General features: G+C 32.7%; 21 protein-coding genes and 2 pseudogenes. 21 read left to right on the top strand and 2 right to left on the bottom strand.

The window, feature by feature from the left end; genetic code table 11:
- The 20 genes and pseudogenes from DES33_RS08025 to DES33_RS07930 all read left to right on the top strand — a co-directional run.
- Window positions 1-304: pseudogene (locus tag DES33_RS08025) on the top strand (oligoendopeptidase F); the annotation flags it as partial.
- Between the two features lie 93 nt (window positions 305-397).
- Window positions 398-1240, top strand: a pseudogene (locus DES33_RS08020) (ABC transporter ATP-binding protein); the annotation flags it as partial.
- Window positions 1233-1985 (top strand): antibiotic ABC transporter permease, encoded by a 753-nt coding sequence (locus DES33_RS08015; RefSeq protein WP_110058637.1) that lies wholly within the window; start codon window positions 1233-1235, stop codon window positions 1983-1985. The pseudogene DES33_RS08020 and the gene DES33_RS08015, both read left to right, overlap by 8 nt.
- Window positions 1975-2646, top strand: coding sequence for an antibiotic ABC transporter permease (locus DES33_RS08010; protein ID WP_110058636.1), 672 nt, complete (start codon window positions 1975-1977; stop codon window positions 2644-2646). Before DES33_RS08015 ends, DES33_RS08010 begins: the two co-directional genes overlap by 11 nt.
- On the top strand, window positions 2646-3947 hold the full coding sequence (locus tag DES33_RS08005; RefSeq protein WP_110058635.1) for an MFS transporter: 1302 nt from the start codon (window positions 2646-2648) through the stop codon (window positions 3945-3947). Before DES33_RS08010 ends, DES33_RS08005 begins: the two co-directional genes overlap by 1 nt.
- A 10-nt stretch (window positions 3948-3957) precedes the next feature.
- On the top strand, window positions 3958-4410 hold the full coding sequence (locus tag DES33_RS08000; protein ID WP_227930593.1) for a M3 family metallopeptidase: 453 nt from the start codon (window positions 3958-3960) through the stop codon (window positions 4408-4410).
- Between the two features lie 51 nt (window positions 4411-4461).
- Window positions 4462-4851 carry a hypothetical protein gene (locus DES33_RS09825; RefSeq protein ID WP_227930592.1) on the top strand — a complete coding sequence of 130 codons (390 nt, stop codon included), beginning with the start codon at window positions 4462-4464 and terminating at the stop codon, window positions 4849-4851.
- A gap of 89 nt (window positions 4852-4940) precedes the next feature.
- Entirely contained in the window at window positions 4941-6683 is a 1743-nt protein-coding gene (locus tag DES33_RS07990; RefSeq protein WP_227930591.1) for an ABC transporter ATP-binding protein/permease, read from the top strand.
- A complete protein-coding gene (gene cydC, locus DES33_RS07985; protein ID WP_094224104.1) occupies window positions 6670-8328 on the top strand; it encodes a thiol reductant ABC exporter subunit CydC in 1659 nt (552 codons plus the stop codon). Before DES33_RS07990 ends, cydC begins: the two co-directional genes overlap by 14 nt.
- A 5-nt stretch (window positions 8329-8333) precedes the next feature.
- Window positions 8334-8651, top strand: coding sequence for a nitrous oxide-stimulated promoter family protein (locus DES33_RS07980; protein WP_094224105.1), 318 nt, complete (start codon window positions 8334-8336; stop codon window positions 8649-8651).
- Between the two features lie 8 nt (window positions 8652-8659).
- Entirely contained in the window at window positions 8660-9043 is a 384-nt protein-coding gene (locus tag DES33_RS07975) for a YbaN family protein (RefSeq protein ID WP_110058634.1), read from the top strand.
- Between the two features lie 111 nt (window positions 9044-9154).
- Complete coding sequence (locus DES33_RS07970; RefSeq protein WP_110058633.1) at window positions 9155-9514, top strand: desulfoferrodoxin family protein; 360 nt, start codon at window positions 9155-9157, stop codon at window positions 9512-9514.
- Window positions 9515-9637: 123 nt separating this feature from the next.
- Window positions 9638-10546: a radical SAM protein gene (locus DES33_RS07965; RefSeq protein ID WP_110058632.1), complete on the top strand. Its 909-nt coding sequence runs from the start codon at window positions 9638-9640 to the stop codon at window positions 10544-10546.
- The gene (locus DES33_RS07960) at window positions 10546-11274 is read left to right on the top strand and encodes a biotin--[acetyl-CoA-carboxylase] ligase (protein ID WP_110058631.1); all 729 of its coding nucleotides are present in this window, start codon (window positions 10546-10548) and stop codon (window positions 11272-11274) included. The genes DES33_RS07965 and DES33_RS07960 overlap by 1 nt, the downstream gene beginning before the upstream one ends.
- A gap of 55 nt (window positions 11275-11329) precedes the next feature.
- Window positions 11330-11731: an ArsR/SmtB family transcription factor gene (locus DES33_RS07955; protein ID WP_110058630.1), complete on the top strand. Its 402-nt coding sequence runs from the start codon at window positions 11330-11332 to the stop codon at window positions 11729-11731.
- A 37-nt stretch (window positions 11732-11768) separates the two neighbouring features.
- Window positions 11769-11984, top strand: coding sequence for a cation transporter (locus DES33_RS07950; protein WP_110058629.1), 216 nt, complete (start codon window positions 11769-11771; stop codon window positions 11982-11984).
- Window positions 11984-13795 (top strand): heavy metal translocating P-type ATPase, encoded by a 1812-nt coding sequence (locus tag DES33_RS07945; protein ID WP_110058628.1) that lies wholly within the window; start codon window positions 11984-11986, stop codon window positions 13793-13795. The genes DES33_RS07950 and DES33_RS07945 overlap by 1 nt, the downstream gene beginning before the upstream one ends.
- 46 nt (window positions 13796-13841) lie before the next feature.
- Entirely contained in the window at window positions 13842-14153 is a 312-nt protein-coding gene (locus DES33_RS07940) for a hypothetical protein (RefSeq protein WP_110058627.1), read from the top strand.
- A gap of 81 nt (window positions 14154-14234) precedes the next feature.
- The gene (locus DES33_RS07935; protein ID WP_094205025.1) at window positions 14235-14507 is read left to right on the top strand and encodes a type II toxin-antitoxin system RelB/DinJ family antitoxin; all 273 of its coding nucleotides are present in this window, start codon (window positions 14235-14237) and stop codon (window positions 14505-14507) included.
- Entirely contained in the window at window positions 14504-14782 is a 279-nt protein-coding gene (locus tag DES33_RS07930) for a type II toxin-antitoxin system YafQ family toxin (RefSeq protein ID WP_002835876.1), read from the top strand. The genes DES33_RS07935 and DES33_RS07930 overlap by 4 nt, the downstream gene beginning before the upstream one ends.
- Before the next feature lie 66 nt (window positions 14783-14848).
- On the opposite strand, the gene DES33_RS07925 is transcribed toward DES33_RS07930, so the two are convergent.
- Window positions 14849-15106, bottom strand: coding sequence for an AbrB/MazE/SpoVT family DNA-binding domain-containing protein (locus DES33_RS07925; RefSeq protein WP_110058626.1), 258 nt, complete (start codon window positions 15104-15106; stop codon window positions 14849-14851).
- 105 nt (window positions 15107-15211) lie between these two features.
- On the bottom strand, window positions 15212-15787 hold the full coding sequence (locus DES33_RS07920; RefSeq protein ID WP_094203162.1) for an ECF transporter S component: 576 nt from the start codon (window positions 15785-15787) through the stop codon (window positions 15212-15214).
- Window positions 15788-15988: 201 nt separating this feature from the next.
- Here DES33_RS07920 and DES33_RS07915 point away from each other — a divergent pair, with 201 nt between their 5' ends.
- On the top strand, window positions 15989-19723 hold the full coding sequence (locus DES33_RS07915; protein WP_170111631.1) for a cell wall-binding repeat-containing protein: 3735 nt from the start codon (window positions 15989-15991) through the stop codon (window positions 19721-19723).
- Window position 19724: the final 1 nt, after the last annotated feature.

The raw sequence follows: 19724 nt of genomic DNA, 5'->3' as shown, positions 1-19724 counted from the left end.
GGACGTTGAAATCAACGAAGGATCAGAATTAACATGGATGAGACAACCTCACTACTACATGGGATTGTATCCATACACTTACTCTGCAGGACTTACAATCGGAACTCAAGTATCCAAAATGATTGTAGAAGAAGGAAAACCAGCAGCAGACAGATGGCTTAAAGCATTGGCATTAGGCTCCACAGAGGATTCTGTCGGAATCGCAAAAGCTGCAGGAGTAGACATCACAACAGATAAACCACTCAAAGACACCATAGAATACATCGGTAAAGTAATCGATGACATCGAAAAATACGACAAATAATATAAAATTGGCACCGTTTTGGTGCCAATTTACATAGATAAGAGGCAACAAATGTATATACAATTTAATAATATTAAAAAATCATTCGACGGAAAAACTGTACTTGACGTTGAGAATTTGCAAATAGAAAAGGGCGAAATAGTTTCAATTATCGGAAAAAATGGATCCGGTAAAAGCACACTAATTAAAATTTTGTGTGGATTACTGTACCAAGATCAAGGAGAATGCAGAGTTGATAATATATCCAACAAAAGCTCTAAAATCAGAGAACACACCAAACTTGTGCTTGAAAGTGGAGGCGGATACTACGATTATTTGACAGCCACTGAAAACATCATGTATTTTCTCGGACTAAACCACGTTAATTACAATGAAAATGAAGTGAATAATTTGATGGATAAACTAGATTTTACAGAGTTCAAGGACAAAAAAGTCTCCGAATTATCCCAAGGAAATCGTCAAAAACTTTCTCTATTAGTCACACTTCTAACCAATCCCGACATAATTTGCTTAGATGAACCTACAAATGGATTGGACATCAATAGCATGAATATTCTGTTGAATTTTCTACACAAAATAGCAGTTGAAGACCAAAAGACAGTCATCTTCACAAGTCACGACCTATCATTTATGAAAAACATCAACTCCAGATTAATACTAATAAATGACGGGAAAATTGTACTGGATAAACCATCAAAACAGTTGTTTGATTCAAAAGACTTACAAAAAGACATCATTGAAATAGAAAACACCAACAGAAATCTACTAGATAATTTGAAGAAAACAAAATACGAATTTAGCGACAATTCAATTATACTGTCAGTTTACGATGAAGATGAGAAGGAATTTCTACTTAAAAACTGTGACATCATAAGTATGAGAAAAGAATCTTTGACGGCAGAAGATGTGTACTTCAGGGTGATTTCAAATGTTTAATAAATTGTTATTGGAATTTAACAGAGATTTCTCAGAAATCAAAAAATACAAATTCAACGTCATATTTGCAAACATAGCAGTGCTTTTGATGGCACTTTTCATCATAGATGGACTGTTTGTAAAAGAAAAAGAAATCGTGTTTTTGATGATGATATTGTGGTATTATGCGACTTATGCGATTGAATCACCAACGTTTTTGATACAAAACGAAATAACAGACAGAACACTGATATCAATTGTCCAATCAAAAACGGGGATACTATCTGTTGTTTTGTACAGAAATTTAGTGGAATGTTTGATGAATACGATAAAAGTAATAGTGATATTCACACTGATATTTGTATCAGTGGACTTTGATTATTCGAAATTCAATCACATTCCTATAATAATTTTAGTGATGGTTGTGTCTGTGTTCATACTTTACCAATTGGGCACTTTCTTATCAAGCTTCACACTATTATATAAAAGACTTGGAAGTTTTGTGGCATTGGCTGAAACATATATGTTGTTTTTCGGAGATATTACAGTAAAAGTCAACAACAAAGCACTTGTACTTATTAATAAAATAATGTTTCCATTTAACAACGCTCGTGAAATCTTCACACAATTACAACTGAATAATGTGAGATATGATTTGATAATACAGCTTTTGATTCAGGCTTTGATATTGTCCGTTTTGGTCAAAATTTCATACGATAAAAACATTCAAACAAGCATGAAAAGAGGTAATTTGTATGGCATATAAATACGGAGAATTAAGAAAATACATCGATGAAAACAAAAACTATAAAATCGAATATTTCTCAAAGCTAATATCGGATATTATCATGCTTGCGGGCGTTTCATTTATGCTAAAATCAACGGATAATTGGAACAACGAATCATTCACGTATTTTTTGATATGGTATTTGTTGCAAACAGTGTTGTTTGAACTCGTTAAATCTATAGAATTTGAAATCAAAAGCGATGGGCTGATTAATATGATTTCATCTAGAACCAGCATTGTAATGATTTATTTCAAAAGAAGCATCGTTTGGTTAGTGAAAGCTGCGATTTTATTTTCGATTGTAATATTTTTATCGGGAAATGGATTAAACGGGATAATACAATTCAAGCCTAATTTAATACTAGCGATAATCTTTTCATTAATTCTAATGTATGGTGTGTTCTTCTTGTTCATGGCACTTACATTAATTTACGAAAGAGTCGCATCATTTACTGGATTTATCACAACAGCGTTTTTGATATTTGGATACAAACTCACAATAACACAAGAAATCAGAAAAATAATTGTGGGAAATCAAGCGGATATGAAGAAAATTGTGTTGAATTTGATACTTTTATATGTTGTGGCGTATCATTTTATGAAAAAAGCAAGAACGAAATTACAGTATAGGGGATTCTAATGAACGAAAAATTTAAAAAATTTATGGTGGTATGGTTTGGGCAATTTGTGTCTATGCTTGGGTCGGGGATTTCATCATTTGGATTATCGTTGTGGATTTTCATGATGACAAAAAGTGCCACGACTTTTGCGATGACGTTTTTAGTTCAAATTTTACCGGGAATTATATTTGCGCCATTTGCAGGATCAATGGCAGACAGAAAACAACGAAAACATATTATAGTGTTAACCGATTCGCTCGATGCAGTACTTAAAGTTATACTTATGATTTTACTTGCGACAGGAAGTATGAAAGTGTGGATGGTATATCCATTGACATTTTTGTCGCAAACTTTGGGTACATTCCAAAATCCTGCATTCAATGCTACGATTCCACTTTTGGTTGAAAAGAAGGATATTCCACGCGCAAATGGGTTTATGCAACTTATCAGAGCAATTCAAAATATGCTTGCGCCGTTGATTGCAGGTGCGTTATTTCCATTTATAGGACTTACGGGATTGTTTGCAATTGATTTTGTAACTTTCTTCGTGGCTATTTTGACTATTTTACCTCAAAAAATCGAGCAAGAAATCGAAGAAGTTAAGGAATCTAATTTTACCAAGACAATTTTTAGTGATTTGAAAATAGCTTTTGAAGTGTTAAAACAAAAGCAAGGATTTATACAAATAATAGTCGTGTTTTCAATATTGAATTTTGTGGCAAATATAGCTATGGTTTTGGTTGGTCCGTTGGTAATGAGTAATTATGACACAAAAATTTACGGGCTTGTGAATTCTGTGTCTGGAATTGCAATGGTGTTAGGTGGAGTAATTTCTGGCGCAATTCCAAGTGAGAAAAACAAAGTAAGATCGATATTTTTGAGTCTTATAATTTGTTCTATTGGTATGATTGTTATGGGAATAAATTACAGTTGGCTTGTTATTGCTGTGGGATTTTTCTTGTTTATGATTCCTACTCCTTATGCGAATGGAACTTTCGGCTCACTAATGCAATTAAAAATAGAGACTAAAATGCTTGGAAGAGTGGGCTCACTGGTAGATTGTCTAATGAAGATTATCACTCCTATAGCGATTATTTTAGCAGGATTTTTGGCTGATAATGTGTTCAATCCACTTTTGCTAAAGGGCGGCAAATTGTCTGACACTTTCATAGCAAAAATAATTGGAGTTGGAAATGGCAGAGGAATTGGGCTGTTATTTGTGATTTGTGGAACAATTTTATTAATCATTTGTGTGATGATGCTTTTGAATAAAAACATTAACCGACTTGAAGAACTAAACCCAGATGTAATTAATGATTAGTTTAGTGTAATTGGGGTATAAATACACAGAAACAGTTCAATCTGGAGATTGGAAAGCTGAAAAACACGTTCCAGTTATTCATATCGATAAAAAAGAAGGATTCACAGCAGATGATTTGTCAAGAATTTTCAAAGAAACACTTCAAAAATTCTGGGGAGAAGACGTTGAAATCAACGAAGGATCAGAATTAACATGGATGAGACAACCTCACTACTACATGGGATTGTATCCATACACTTACTCCGCAGGACTAACAATCGGAACACAAGTATCCAAAATGATTGTCGAAGAAGGAAAACCAGCAGCAGACAGATGGCTTAAAGCATTGGCATTAGGCTCCACAGAGGATTCTGTCGGAATCGCAAAAGCTGCAGGAGTAGACATCACAACAGATAAACCACTCAAAGACACCATCGAATACATCGGCAAAGTAATCGATGACATCGAAAAATACGACAAATAATATAAAATTGGCACCGTTTTGGTGCCAATTTACATAGATAAGAGGCAACAAATGTATATACAATTTAATAATATTAAAAAATCGTTCGACGGAAATACTGTACTTGACGTTGAGAATTTACAAATAGAAAAGGGCGAAATAGTTTCAATTATAGGAAAAAACGGATTTGGAGGAATTCAAATATTCAAATCAAACATACTACTGTCAATATTTTTATCGTTTGTATTTATGTATGGAATATTCCTGTTATTTATGGACTTAGCATTAATTTATGAAAGAATAAGTACATTTACTGGATTTATTACTACTGCTTTTTTGATATTTGGATATAAACTAACCATTGTACAAGAAGTTAAAAATATAATAGTAGAAGGACCTTTTGACTTGAAAAAAGTGGTATTTAATGCTATATTTGATAGTGTTAGTGATAATGGTTTTTAATATTATTTGTAATCGTGAATAAATTTATTAGTTTAAATGAAATTTTATTTTAAATGTAAATTTAAATTATATAGTGAGGAGAAATTTATATGATGATTGATAAAAGACTTATTAAAATAGTCGAGAAAAGCAAAAAATACGTTACATTAAATGTTTTGAGTCAATGGATATCATTGGTAGCAAATATTGTAATGATGTTTGCAATTACGAAAGTTTTAGGTAAACTTTACGATAAAACTTTCGATAAAAAAGATATTATTTATCTTTCAGTAGTGGTTCTATTTTGTTTGTTAACTAGAATGATTTGTTATTTTTTATCATCGAGAATGAGTTATTTATCTTCAAAAGAGGTTAAGATTACTTTTAGAAAAAAGATTTATAAGAAGTTACTTTCATTGGGAAGTTCTTATCGTGATGATGTTAATACTTCTGAGATAGTTCAGGTAGCGGTAGAGGGAGTTGATCAGTTAGAAACTTATTTTGGTTCGTATTTGCCACAATTTTTTTATTCTATGTTAGCACCTGTAACTCTTTTTTGTGTTTTGGCTCCGATAAATTTCCCTTCTGCGATAATATTGTTACTTTGTGTTCCGCTTATTCCAATTTCTATAGCAGTAGTAATGACTTGGGCTAAGAAGTTATTATCAAAATATTGGGGACAATATACTGCTTTAGGCGATACTTTTTTAGAAAATTTACAAGGATTGACTACTCTGAAAATTTATCAGTCAGATGAATTTAAGCACGAAAAGATGAATGAAGAGTCGGAAAAATTTCGTAAAATTACTATGAAAGTATTGGCTATGCAACTAAATTCCATAACGATAATGGATGTAATTGCTTATGGTGGAGCTGCTATTGGTTCTATCTTAGCTGTGTATAATTTTAAGACTGGAAATATTGATTTGTCGGGTTGTATACTTATTATTTTATTATCAGCAGAATTTTTCTTGCCTATGAGACTTTTAGGTTCGTTTTTTCATATTGCAATGAATGGAATGGCAGCAAGTGGCAAAATTTTTAAACTCTTAGATATTACTGAATCTGAAGATGGCGAGTATGAATTTAAAATGGGAGATATTGAAATCAGAGATGTTAATTTTTCTTATGAGGAAGATAAGGAAGTATTACATAGAGTAAATATGAAGTTGGAACACGGAAAATTCACAGCTATTGTAGGCGAGTCAGGTTGTGGGAAATCGACAACTGCAGCGATTTTAATGAAAAAAAACAAAAATTATTATGGATCTATAAAAATATCTGGAATCGAACTTTCTAAAATTACTGAAAAAAGTATTATGGAAAATATAACGTATATTGGACATAATAGCTATTTATTTAAAGGTACTGTAAGGGAAAATCTTTTAATAGCAAAGCCAAATTCCACAGATGATGAACTTTCAAGCGTTTTAAAAAGAGCTAAATTATTTGATTTTCTTCAAAATGAGAATGGTTTGGATACATTGGTTAGCGAAAAAGGAGGAAATTTATCAGGAGGTCAATGTCAAAGATTGGCATTAGCGAGAGCTTTACTTCATAATACTCCGGTGTATATATTTGACGAAGCTACATCAAATATCGATTTAGAGAGCGAAGAGGCTATTATGAATGAAATTCATAATTTAGCAAAGTATAAGACTGTAATTATGATTTCTCACAGGCTTGTCAATGTCAAAAATTCAGATGTTATTTACGTCATGGATAAAGGTCGTGTAATAGAAAGTGGCAGTCATGAATTATTGTTAGATAAGGGTTGTGTTTATGCTAGTTTGTGGGAAACTCAGCAAGAATTAGAATGTTATAACAAGGAGGAGAACCATGAAACAACGTAATGGATTTATTGTTATGAAAAAATTAATAGGATTGGTGAGACCGCTGACTGGATATATGATTTTGGCAATTATAATGGGATTATTGGGAAACTTATGTGCGACATTTATCACGGTGTTAGGAGGAGTTGCCCTATTAGATGTGCTAGGACAATCTGTGAAATTAACTTATATGACTGCTTTTGTTATGTTGGTGGTATTTGCGTTGATAAGAGGATTTTTAAGATATGCAGAGCAATCTTTTAATCACTACATTGCTTTTAAATTATTGGCTTTGATACGAAGTAAAATATTTTTTGCTTTGAGAAAGCTATGTCCCGCAAAATTAGAGGGAAAAGACAGGGGGAATTTAATTTCTTTAATTACTTCTGATGTAGAACTTTTGGAAGTTTTCTACGCACACACTATATCTCCTATTGCAATAGCAGTTTTATTTTCGGTAGTTATGGTGTTGTTTATAGGAAGTTTTCATCCAATATATGGATTTATTTCTGCAATTGCCTATATAACTGTGGGGATTATTTTACCAATACTAATGAACAGATTAGGTGGTGAAAATGCAGTTAATTTTCGTAATAAATCTGGAGAATTGTCGAGCTTTGTATTGGATAGCATGAGAGGTTTAGATGAAACTATTCAGTATGGAGATGGTGAAAATCGTTTAAATCAAATAGATAAAAAATCACAATTGCTATCTGACATAGAAAAAAATATGAAGAAAAATATGGGAATTAACGCAGCAGTTACAAATGGAGTAATCATTTTATTTGATATTTCCATTTTAATTTGTGCAATTTTATTGTATGAAAAAGGAGTTGTAAATTTTTCGGGAGTATTATTGCCGTTAATCGCGTTGATGAGTTCTTTTGGACCGGTTATATCATTGGCAAATTTGGGAAGCACATTACAAAACACATTGGCAGCAGGAAATAGAGTTTTAGATATTTTAGAGGAGGAACCTCTTGTAAAAGATATTCAAGGAAAATCAGAAATAAAATTTCAAGGAGCTTATGCGAATAACGTTAGCTTTGCATACGAAAATGAAAAAATATTAAAGAACTTTTCAATGGATATACCTAAAAATAAAATTATAGGGATTGTAGGGAGAAGTGGTAGCGGGAAATCAACTATCTTAAAATTATTTATGCGATTTTGGGACGTTCAAGAGGGAGAACTAAAGATTTCTGACAAAAAAATCTCTGAGATTAACACAAAAAATCTCAGAAATATGGAAAGTTTTGTAACTCAAGAGACCCACTTATTCCACGATAGTATAAAAAATAATTTAAAAATAGCAAAATTAGATGCAACCGATGAAGAGATAGAAAATGCTTGTAAAAAGGCGTCTATTCACGATTTTATTATGACGTTACCTAAAGGATATAATACATCGGTTGGAGAGTTAGGAGATACACTTTCAGGAGGAGAACGTCAAAGGTTGGGACTTGCAAGGGCGTTTTTGCACGACGCACCTTTTATGTTACTAGATGAACCTACATCAAATTTAGATAGCCTTAATGAAGCTGTCATTTTAAAATCTCTTTATCAACAACAAGATGGTAAAACAGTAGTATTGGTCTCTCATCGTCTGTCTACAATGAGAATTGTGGATAAAGTATATTCAGTAGAAAATGGTAGGGTGAGTTAATCAAAATGGATATAGACAAAAAAAGAAAAAAAGAAATAAAAATTATAAGCAATATGATTGACTTATATTGTAAGAAGAACCAGAAATCAATAGAGGACTTGAGTGATTATGAAGAATTAAAAAATTATGCTATTAAAAAGATAAATTCTTGTCCATTTATAGAAACAAAGACTTTTTGCTCTAATTGTAATGTTCATTGCTATAAACCGGATATGCGTAAAAAAATCTGCGAAGTTATGAGGTTTTCTGGGCCACGAATGATTTTTTATCATCCAATTATGACTATTCATCATATAATTTTAAGCAAAAAAAGAAAGAAGTAGAGGTGAATATGAAATTTAAAAAGACAATTTTTATAATTTTAGGTTTAATTAGCTTGGGATTAGGGGCAATAGGAGCGATATTGCCGATGTTACCGACAGTTCCTTTTTTAATGTTATCTGCAATTTGTTTTAGTAAAAGTTCTGAAAAATTAGATAGATGGTTCAAAAGAACTAAACTCTACAAAAATAACTTGGAAACATTTGCGAATGGGGAAGGAATGACTTTGAAAGTTAAAATACGTATTATGCTAACGGTAACTATACTAATGGCGATTGGATTTTTCACAATGCTTCGCAAAAAACTATACATACCTTGTATAATATTAGCTTGTGTGTGGTTGTTGCATATACTTTATTTTTGCTTCGGAGTTAAAAGATATTCTAAAGAATAAGTTTTATACAAATACAATTAATATCACTTTATAAATGCCAAAGCTCCTTGATTAATTAAAAAATATTGGGGTATAAATACTCTGTAAGAAATTTTATAGGGGGTAATATTAATGGCTAAATTAACAGAAACAGTTCAATCTGGAGATTGGAAAGCAGAAAAACACGTTCCAGTTATTCATATTGATAAAAAAGACGACGGATTTAAAGTATGCGCAATCGTAGGTGAAGAAATCGAACACCCAAACACATTCGAACACCACATTGCATGGATTAAAGTATTCTTCCAACCAGAAGGAGAAAAATTCCCAGTAGAAGTAGCTTCTTACCAAGCAGCAGCTCACGGCGAAGGCGAAGTATTCACTAAACCACACGTTGACGCTTATGTAAAATCTAGTAAACCAGGTAAAGTATTCGCATTAAGCTATTGCAATATCCACGGTTTATGGGAAAGTGCTGAAGAAGTAAAATAGATTGATATAATGAGGACTCTTTGATGAGTCCTTTTTTTCGTGGGTAAATAGATACACATAAATTCATATTGCAAACACATCTTGTGTTATAATACTTGTAAAATATCAAACAAAGGTGATTAAATGATTGACGGATTTTACGATAGATATATGTACACTCCGATGCCCGAAATGCACAACGAGATGATTCCCGTAACGGTTGGTTGTTCTTATGGCAAATGCATCTATTGTGATTTGAATGTTGGAAAAAGGTTCAAGGTTTTTGACATTGAAGATGTGAAGAAATATATACGTGACAGAAAAATTTTTTACGAAGACAAAAGGTTTACTCCGAAAAAGTTCACGCTATTGGAGGGAAATGCTCTGTGTTTGAATAATGATTATTTGACGGAGATTTTGAAAGAAATCAAAAAGAATTTCCCAAATATGAAATACGTGTCGTGTTTTTCAAGAAGTGATGATATTCTCAGAAAAACTGATGAAGAATTGTTGGAACTTAAAAATCTGGGGCTTGATCGTATTTGCATTGGGATTGAGTCGGGAAGTGATTGGGTGCTTTCTTATCATAAAAAAGGCGTCACATCACAAGAACAATTGACTGCACTTCACAGACTCGATAATTTGGGAATAAAATATTCTGTCTACATTATGCTTGGTCTTGGCGGAGAAGCACATTCACGTGAACATATAATGAAGACTGCAGAGTTTTTGAACAAGGTGAATCCGTTTGAAATTGTGGTTGTGAATTTGGTTTTGTTCAAGAATGCAAAGCTTGTGGAAAACGTGAGAAATCACGATTTCAAAAGAGTATCCATCAGACAGCAAATCCAAGAGGAGATAATGCTTGTGGAAAATTTGAACAAAAGATGCGTCTACAACGGAACTCACAAGACTAAGGCAGTGGCTGTGACATCTGTAATTCCAGATAAAAAGGATGAAATTATCGCTGTTTTGAAACAAAGACTAGAAGATGATGACAAAGAAATGAACAAAAAAGAACGTAAAAAGTGGAATAGATGGGATGAGGGTTAATGGATACTGAAAAAATCAAAGAACAAACAGGAATAAATAAGGTGATTTTCAAAAGGGAAGTTACATCGACAAACGACGAAATTCTGAATCAAAAGGATGACGATACGTTGATGGTCGCATTTTCACAATCAAAAGGAAAGGGACGCTACGGAAGGAAATTCTTCTCGCCTGAAAATGGATTGTATTTTTCGTATTTGGTAAATGAAGAAATGACATTCCAACAATCGCAATTCATAACACCAATTATGGGAATTGCTGTAAGCTATGCAATTGACGAAATTTTCGGCGTGAATACGTCGATTAAATGGGTCAATGATGTTCTACTTGACGGTAAGAAAATCTGCGGCATACTCACAGAATGTAAAGTTGAGAAAAATATCTGCCACGATATTGTGGTTGGTGTTGGAATTAACGTCTACAAATCTGATTTTCCAGAAGATATAAAAGATACGGCTGGATTTATTGAAGAAAAAGATGATACAGACAAAAGAGAAGAGTTGGTAATAAAAATAATGCAGAATTTCCTAGAATTTTGGAGCGAGGATAGGGATAGTTTGGTTGAAAAATATCGAAATAAAGCTACGTTTATTGGCAATGAAATCAAAGTCCACAAAAACGGAGATTATATTCCAGCTACTGCAATGAATATCAATGACTATTTTAGCTTGAAAGTAAAATACAACGACGGAACAATTGAAGATTTAAATATAGGAGAGATTTTTTTATAAAATCTCTTTTTTTTATTGACAAACTAAAAATAAAATGATATTATCAAATTAACAAATGAACAAGTATTCATATGTTCATATAAAGGATGTGATAGATATAGATAAATTCAACGATGAGAAATGTGAAGTAACGCTAATTCACGAGGATAATGTAAAAAAAGCTATCAATGAGCTTCCGGACGACGAATTAATCGCCGATTTGTCCGATATGTTCAAAATTTTCGGAGATCAGACTAGGGTGAAGATTTTGATGGCGTTGGAAAGTGGAGAGTTGTGCGTGTGCGACATTGCAGCTGTGATGAATATGAGCCAATCTGCAATTAGCCACCAATTGAGAGTGTTGAAGCAAAGCAATATTGTGAAGACTAGACGTGAGGGAAAAGTTGTGTACTATTCCATTTCAGACGATCATGTGAAAGAAATTTTCGACATTGCGATGGTACACGTGCAAGAATAACGACAATAATTTAGAAAAAAATAAAAAGGAGAAAGTTATGAAAAGAAGATATACATTAGAAAATTTGGGATGCGCAAATTGTGCAGCAAAAATGGAAGACAAAATCAAGGAATTGGACGGAGTAAATTCTGTCACTGTGAATTTTATCACCACAAAAATGGTGTTGGACGTAGAAGATGATAAGTTTGATTCTGTGTTGAATCAAGCAAAGGACATCATCAAATCAATCGAGCCTTACGTTGAAGTAAAATAATGAATAAGGAAATAAAATTAACGATAGCTTCGGCGGTATTTTTTGTAATCGGATTTTTTATCAAACAACCATACGCAAGACTTGCGGCTTTCGCTGTGAGTTATCTGATTGTAGGAATTCCAGTAATAAAGTTAGCGTTTTTGAATTTGAAAAACGGTCAGTTATTTGACGAACATTTCTTGATGATGATTGCAACTGTGGGTGCGTTTTTCGTTGGAGAATACGCCGAAGGTGTTGCTGTTATGCTTTTTTATCAAATCGGGGAGATTTTCCAAGATAAGGCCGTTGGGAAATCTCGTGATTCTATCAAGGAATTGATGGACATTGCACCGACTTTTGCGAATTTGAAAACGGAAGATGGTTACGATAAGGTGGATCCTTACGATGTGAATGTTGGAGATATTATCGTAATCAAACCAGGCGAGAAAGTTCCTTTGGACTGCGTGGTAGTAGATGGAAGCTCCATGGTTGATACGAAGGCGTTGACTGGAGAAAGTGTTCCAATCACAGTCGCAAAAGGCGAAGAGCTTATGTCGGGTTACATCGTGGTGGACAAGGTTTTAAATGCAAAAGTTACCAAGGATTTTGAAAACTCTGCAGTGACGAAGATTTTGGATTTGGTGGAAAATGCATCCAGCCAAAAAAGTCAACAAGAAAAATTCATCACGAAATTTGCAAGAGTGTACACTCCAGTTGTGGTAATTGTAGCAGCAGTCCTTGCGATATTGATGCCTTTGATATTGAAACAACCTTTCCAAGTGTGGTTGTATCGTGCGTTGACATTCCTTGTAATTTCGTGTCCTTGCGCACTTGTAATCAGCATTCCGTTGAGCTTTTTCTCAGGAATCGGTGCGAGCAGCAAGGCTGGGATTTTGGTCAAAGGAAGTAACTACATCGAAAAGTTAGCAGAAACTAACACCGTTGTGATGGATAAAACTGGAACATTGACACAAGGTGTGTTCAAAGTTGTAGAAGCAAAATCATTTGACATATCAGATGAAGAAATGCTCCAATACGTTGCGAGCGCTGAGAAATCATCCAACCATCCGATCGCGCAATCGATTATTGATTATTACGGAAACAAAGAATACTTGAAGTTGGACTCTGCAGAAAATATCGCAGGACAAGGAATAAAAGCCGTGATAAATGGCAAACAAATCCTAGCGGGAAATGCAAAGCTTTTAAAAGATGTTGAATTTGAACCGATAAATACTACAGACACTGTTGTATATGTTGCGATAGACGGCAAATTCAAAGGATACATCAGAATCGCCGATGAAATCAAACAAGACAGCGCTCAAGCTATAACTGATATGAAAAATGTCGGCATCGAAAAAACTTACATGCTAACTGGTGATGGCGAATCTGTAGCCAAATCAGTCGCAGAAAATCTCAAAATTGACGAATACAGATCCAAGCTACTTCCACAAGATAAGGTTGAAATTGTAAAAGAATTGATAGAAAAAGGAAGAAAAGTTGCATTCGTAGGAGATGGAATCAACGATGCACCAGTGCTTGCACTCAGTGATGTCGGAATTTCCATGGGGCAAATCGGAAGCGATGCGGCAATCGAAGCGAGTGATGTCGTAATCATGACAGACGAGCCAACGAAAATCGCACAAGCAATTAAAATCTCCAAGAAAACACTCAAAATCGCAAAACAAAACGCGTATTTTGCAATCGGCGTGAAAATAATTGTGCTAATATTATCGGCGCTTGGACTTACAAATATGTGGGCTGCAATCTTTGCAGACGTCGGAGTTACAGTGCTTGCTATTTTGAATTCATTCAGAGCGATGAGGGTTAGTTGAGTAAAATCGAAATCTCATTTATACTAATCGTAAAGGAGATGATAAAATGAGAATAGTAGGCTATGTATTTTTGGGAATATTTGCAATAGCACTCATTTACGGGATTTATTCAATATCTAAAATACTGGCAATCGCTAAGATTAGAAAAAATGTCAACTCAGAAAAAGTGTGGCAAACTATCTCGCAAAACAATCGCCAACCAGTAGCGTTGGATAGAATCTTGATGAGGAAAAACAACAGAAAATTTACAAAAAAAGAACTAGAAATGATATTAAAAAGAATATCTACTTGTAGAAAATGCATCCTTGTAGGATTATTAGCATTGATACTTGCAATTGTGTTTATAGCGATAGGGTAATGACAACGTAATGAAATTACACGAATAAATGTTGATGTTTTATCGTAAATGGATTAGAATATATTTACAAGGAGGTCTATTATGTCAACTGTTAATTTAAATATTAGAACTGATAAAGAAATTAAAGAAAAAGCAGAAAATATTTTTCAAGAGTTGGGGCTTAATATGACAACGGCAATAAATATGTTTTTGAGAACATCGATAAGGGAAAATGGAATCCCATTCGATTTGAAAATCGATGCAGTAAACGATGAAACAAAACTTGCGATTGAAGAAGGAAGAAAAATCGCAGACGACAAAACAATCGAAGGATACGTAAGTATCGAAGAATTGAGAAAAGCTCTTGAAATATGAAATACGAAATTAAGTTCACTAGTAAATTCAAAAAAGATGTAAAAATTGCAAAAAAACAGAATAAAAATATCGAAAAACTATTTGAAGTGATAGAACTTTTAGCTGATGGACAAACTTTGGATACAAAATACAGAGATCACAGTCTTATTGGCAATTACAAGAATACTAGGGAATGTCACATAGAACCAGACTGGATTTTGATTTATGAAATAAGAAATGATATTCTTGTATTAATCTTAAACAGAGTCGGATCACATTCAGAACTTTTCAGATAAAAATAGCGTCAGAGTAAAATCTGACGCATTTTTTAATTTAATCTATGTAAGTTATTTTATAGCTCATTACTTGTCCAACTCTTCAAAAAGAGAATCAATATTGTCAAAAACAGGTTGGTCGCCATTTTCAATCGAAACTTTTAGTTCTTTAACGGATTTTTTTAAATTTTCAATCACACGTTCTGGATATACAGCTACAGGGACGAAAATAATCTTGCCATCTTCTTCCATAACTTCGAATTGATCTCCTTGACTCAAATCAAGAGAATTCACAATATCTTTTGGAATTGTCACTTGCGACTTTGCTTTAAGTTCAACTAACATATTATCACCTCTCAAGTTAGAATTTCCTACTTTCTAACTTAATTGTAATATCTTCTATTTAAACTGTCAATAAAAATAGCGTCAGAGTAAAATCTGACGCATTTTTTAATCCAATAAATGTGAGCGTTTCAACACTGGGCGCACTGCCATGTACAAAATATTTGCAACGATAACAGTCACAACAGCATTGAAGAAAGTTACACCGGCACTGATTTTCGCCAATGCAGATGCTATTTGTTGTGGTTGACCCAAGACATATAATTTATAAAAATAACCTACAAATGGATCAGCAAACACGTTGAACAACATCCCTGCACATGAAGCGATAACAGCCCACTTCAAAATGTATTTGTTGTCGTTAGATTCGTTGATTTTCTTGGATTTGTGAGCGATTGCTCCCACAATCAAACCAATACATAACTTCAACACGAAAGTCTTCGGAGCGACCATTATATACACAGGATCCATGATGTCTGCGATAGTCATTCCGATAGCACCAGCAAGTCCACCGTAAAGTCCGCCGAGTAAAAGCGCCGCTAAAACCAAGAACACGTTACCAAAGTGAATCGATGTGAAATCTCCACCTGGAACAGGAACCTTGATTTGCAAATAAGTGAACGTGATGAAACACAAAGCAGCAAGCACTGCACATTGAACAAGCTTGTGAGTTTTTCTGTTCAAATAAACCCCTCCTCAAAATATTTATAATTAAAGTGTATTGAATAAGGTATAATTTGTCAATTTCTGATTATGTTTATTAAATAAAAATCAACTTATTTTTTATATCACACTAAATGGAATTGACAAGAAAAAATTTTAGAGGTAGAATAATAATCAATATCAAAGATAATGATTATTATTTTTTGTTTGAAAGGAGAAATTATGAAATTAGATAAGAAAAAAATAATGGCGCTATTTCTTGCGGGAATTATTACGACAAGTATGATTCCTCTTGAGAGTTTAGCAAATAACGAAGTTGACTTTAGTAAGAGTAAGTTTGAGCAGAATTTGAATGAGAAAACAACTAAAAACAAACCAGATGCTGTTTCAAACTCTACTAATAAGGAAGACAAGCCGCAGGATGAAAATGAAAATCCATCTACACATGAAGACAACCATACAGAAAATGCTAATGAAAAAACAATAACTGTAGATGAATTATTTAAAGGACAAAAAGGAACGAAAAAAGATCCTTATACAATTAATGATACAGATCAGCTTATAAAATTTGCCTATAGTTTATCAAAAACACAAGATTACAAAGGGAAGTACGTTGAGCTTTCTAGTGACATTGAATTAAATAATGATTGGGTTCCTGTAGGATTGGGAGAATACGCTTTTAATGGTCATTTTGATGGTAAAAATCATACAATAAATGGATTAAAAATTGGAAGCGAAGATAATTTGCACAAAGATCCATCAGAAAAAGATAAAAAAATTGTTTTTTATGGATTATTTGGAGTGCTAGGAGCTAATAGCTACATAGAAAATTTAAAAATAGACGTTGATTTTAATTTAATATCAGACAGTGCGCTTTATGTTGGCGCATTAGCAGGATATGCTAATGGTTCAACTATTAATAACATAGAAGTTACTGGTAAATTAATTGGTAAAACTACTCATCCAAAAACAAATATTTTTGTAGGGGGAGTTATTTCAAATGGAATTAGACAAAAAATAGTAAATTCAAAAAGCGATATTGATATAAGAGTAGAATCTGATGGAGGGCTTGCCGAAGGTGGAGGAATCATGGCTCTTTCTAATAGGGGTCTTATTTTTAATTGCTATTCTAAAGGTAATATATCAGCAAATGCAAATAGAGTTACAAAAGAAGGAAGTACTGCTTTAGGTGGAATTTGTGGAGTAAATGCGGGAACTATTTCAAACTGCTATTCTACAAATGATATCATTAGCGATTGTTACACTGGTTTTATTGGAGCGATAACAGGATGGGTAACTGGAATTGGATCAACTTTCCAAAGCTATTATGATAAGGATTCTGTCCTAATTACTGATAATGCTACTAATAATAAAAATATTATAAAACCTTCTGTTCCTATTGGATGGATGGTTAAAGGTAGTGGTGTAAGCGACGAAGGAATGGCATATGAAGGTTGTATTAGTATGGATTTAAAGGGAATGACAAAGTCAGAAATATCGAGTAGTCTGGCTAATATACTAAATTCCAATCTTAAGAAATCTAGAATCAATTTAAAAAAAGGAAGCCGTTCAAAAGATTACTGGAAAAAAGATGAAAATCTAGCTGAAAATATTTTCGAATGGACAAACTCATCAGATTTTCCTGTTTTTTCTGACAAAAAGACATCGGTAGTTTATGATACAAATACAGAAAACCTTATAAAACAACTTCAAATGAATTCTAAAGAAGGAGTAAATGAAGGTGATTTTTACGGAAGAAGTAAGGATAAATCCTTAGTTGTAAAAGTTAAATTCGATAAAAAAGGTGATATTGTAGACATTATGACTCTTGAAGGAAGAGTTACAAAAGAAGAAATTGATAAAATAATTAATAAAATAGATAAAATATCTGATATCAAAAACAATAAATTAAAAGAAGCTTTATTAAAAGCAGTAGAAAAATCAAAAATAAATGATATAACAGACTATTCAAAGCTAAATTATAATATATTTGAAAAAGGTAAAGGAACTAAAAACGATCCATTTATAATAGATACTGAAAATCAATTTCTGGATTTTGCTAGATCAGTTAACGAAGAGGAAAACTATGCTGATAAATACGTAAAATTAAATAGAGATATTAAACTTACAAAAGAATGGATAGTGGTAGGCTCTCAAGGCAAACACCCTTTTAAAGGGGATTTTAACGGTAACAATCATACTATTTCAAATATGAAGCTTGGTTCAGAAAAAACACCTCGCCAATACAGATTTGCGGCTCTTTTTGCAGTAATAGATGGAGGAAGGGTTTATAATTTAAACATTAAAAATTTTGAAATATATAATACAATTTTATCTGAAGATAGAGTATTTGTCGCAGCTGTTGCAGGTGGAATACAAAATGGCGCTTTTATTGATAATGTAAATGTTAACGGAAAAATACATTCAAAATCTATGAGGACGCAACAATATATAGGAGCAATTGCAGGGCAATCATTGAAGTCTAGTATAATAAACTCAGCTGCAGAAATTCAAATTGATGCAAAAGGAGAATCAAAAGATATTTATGCAGGAGGACTTGTTGGAATTAATGCTTTTGGAGCACTATTCAACAGCTATTCAAAAGGAGATATAACAGCAGATAGCTTATTAAACAAAGTATCCATAGGAGGGTTATGCGGATACCAATCAGGCGTTATTTTCAACAATTACTCTAGTGTAAACCTAAATTCAACTTCTCCTACAACAGATGTTGGTGAACTAGCAGGAAGATCTACAGGAACAGGAAAAAACTTAAATAATTTTTACAATAAGAATTCAGTAGTAAAAGTAACCGGAAAATCTAAAAAAACAAAAAATGGATTTGGAGTTGTAGTGAATGACTCTATAGTTGAAAATGCAAAGGATATCGACAAGTTGAATGATTTAGATTTTGTGAAAAAATTAAATACAAATTTATCATCAGAAAGTTTTAGAAAAGCACTTGATTTTGTTAAAGCTGATAATAAAAACAATATAAAATTAGAAAAATGGGAATTAAAGGGAGGTTATCCTAAGTTAGAAAGTTCAAACTCTAAATCAATGAAAAAAATCTATAGAATATCTGGACAAAATAGAGAATTAACTGCCATAGAAGTATCTAAAAAAACTTATCCTAATGGCACGGATACAGTTATTATAGCTAATAGAGAAACTTTTTCTGACATAATTTCAGCATCTCCTTTAGCTAAAACTGAAAGAGCAGCTATATTATACACATACAAAGATGAAATTTCAAAAGATACATTAAATGAAATTAAAAGGCTAAAAGCTAAGAATATTATTATAATAGGCGGAGAAAATTCTATTAAAGTAGAAGTATTAGACAAGTTAAAGAATAATAAATATTCTGTAACTAGAATAGCTGGTAAAGATAGATATAAGACGAGCTTAAAAATTGCAGAAAAAGTTATCCATAAGTCAAATTCTAAGCAATTACAAATAGCAAGTGGAGAAAATTTTGCAGATGCATTGGCAATAACTAATTTATCTAACCGAGATAACACACCAATATTACTTGTAGCAAAAGACACGATTGATTCTGAAAGTATGAAAACATTAAATAAATTAAACTTAGAAAAGATAAACGTAGCTGGAGGAGAAAAATCAATCTCAAATAAAACTTTTAATACTATAAAATCTGTCACTAAATCAAAAGTAGAGAGAATTTCAGGAGAAAATCGCTACGAAACAAGTTTTAAGATCGCTAAATTGATGAACAAAACAGATAAATTTATAATAGCAAGTGGAGAAAACTTTGCAGATAGTTTAGTGGCGTCTCCATATGCAGATAAAGAAAATGCGGTATTAGTATTAAGTGCTAAAGATGAGTTATCATCAGAAATTAAAGAATATCTGACAAAAAACGAATCAATAATAACTATAATAGGTGGAGAAAAATCAATATCTAATAATATTGAAGAACAACTTAATAAATAAA

Source organism: Finegoldia magna (assembly GCF_003182075.1).
GTDB classification, from domain to species: Bacteria; Bacillota; Clostridia; order Tissierellales; family Peptoniphilaceae; genus Finegoldia; species Finegoldia magna.
This window is presented reverse-complemented; position numbering and strand designations above follow the sequence as displayed.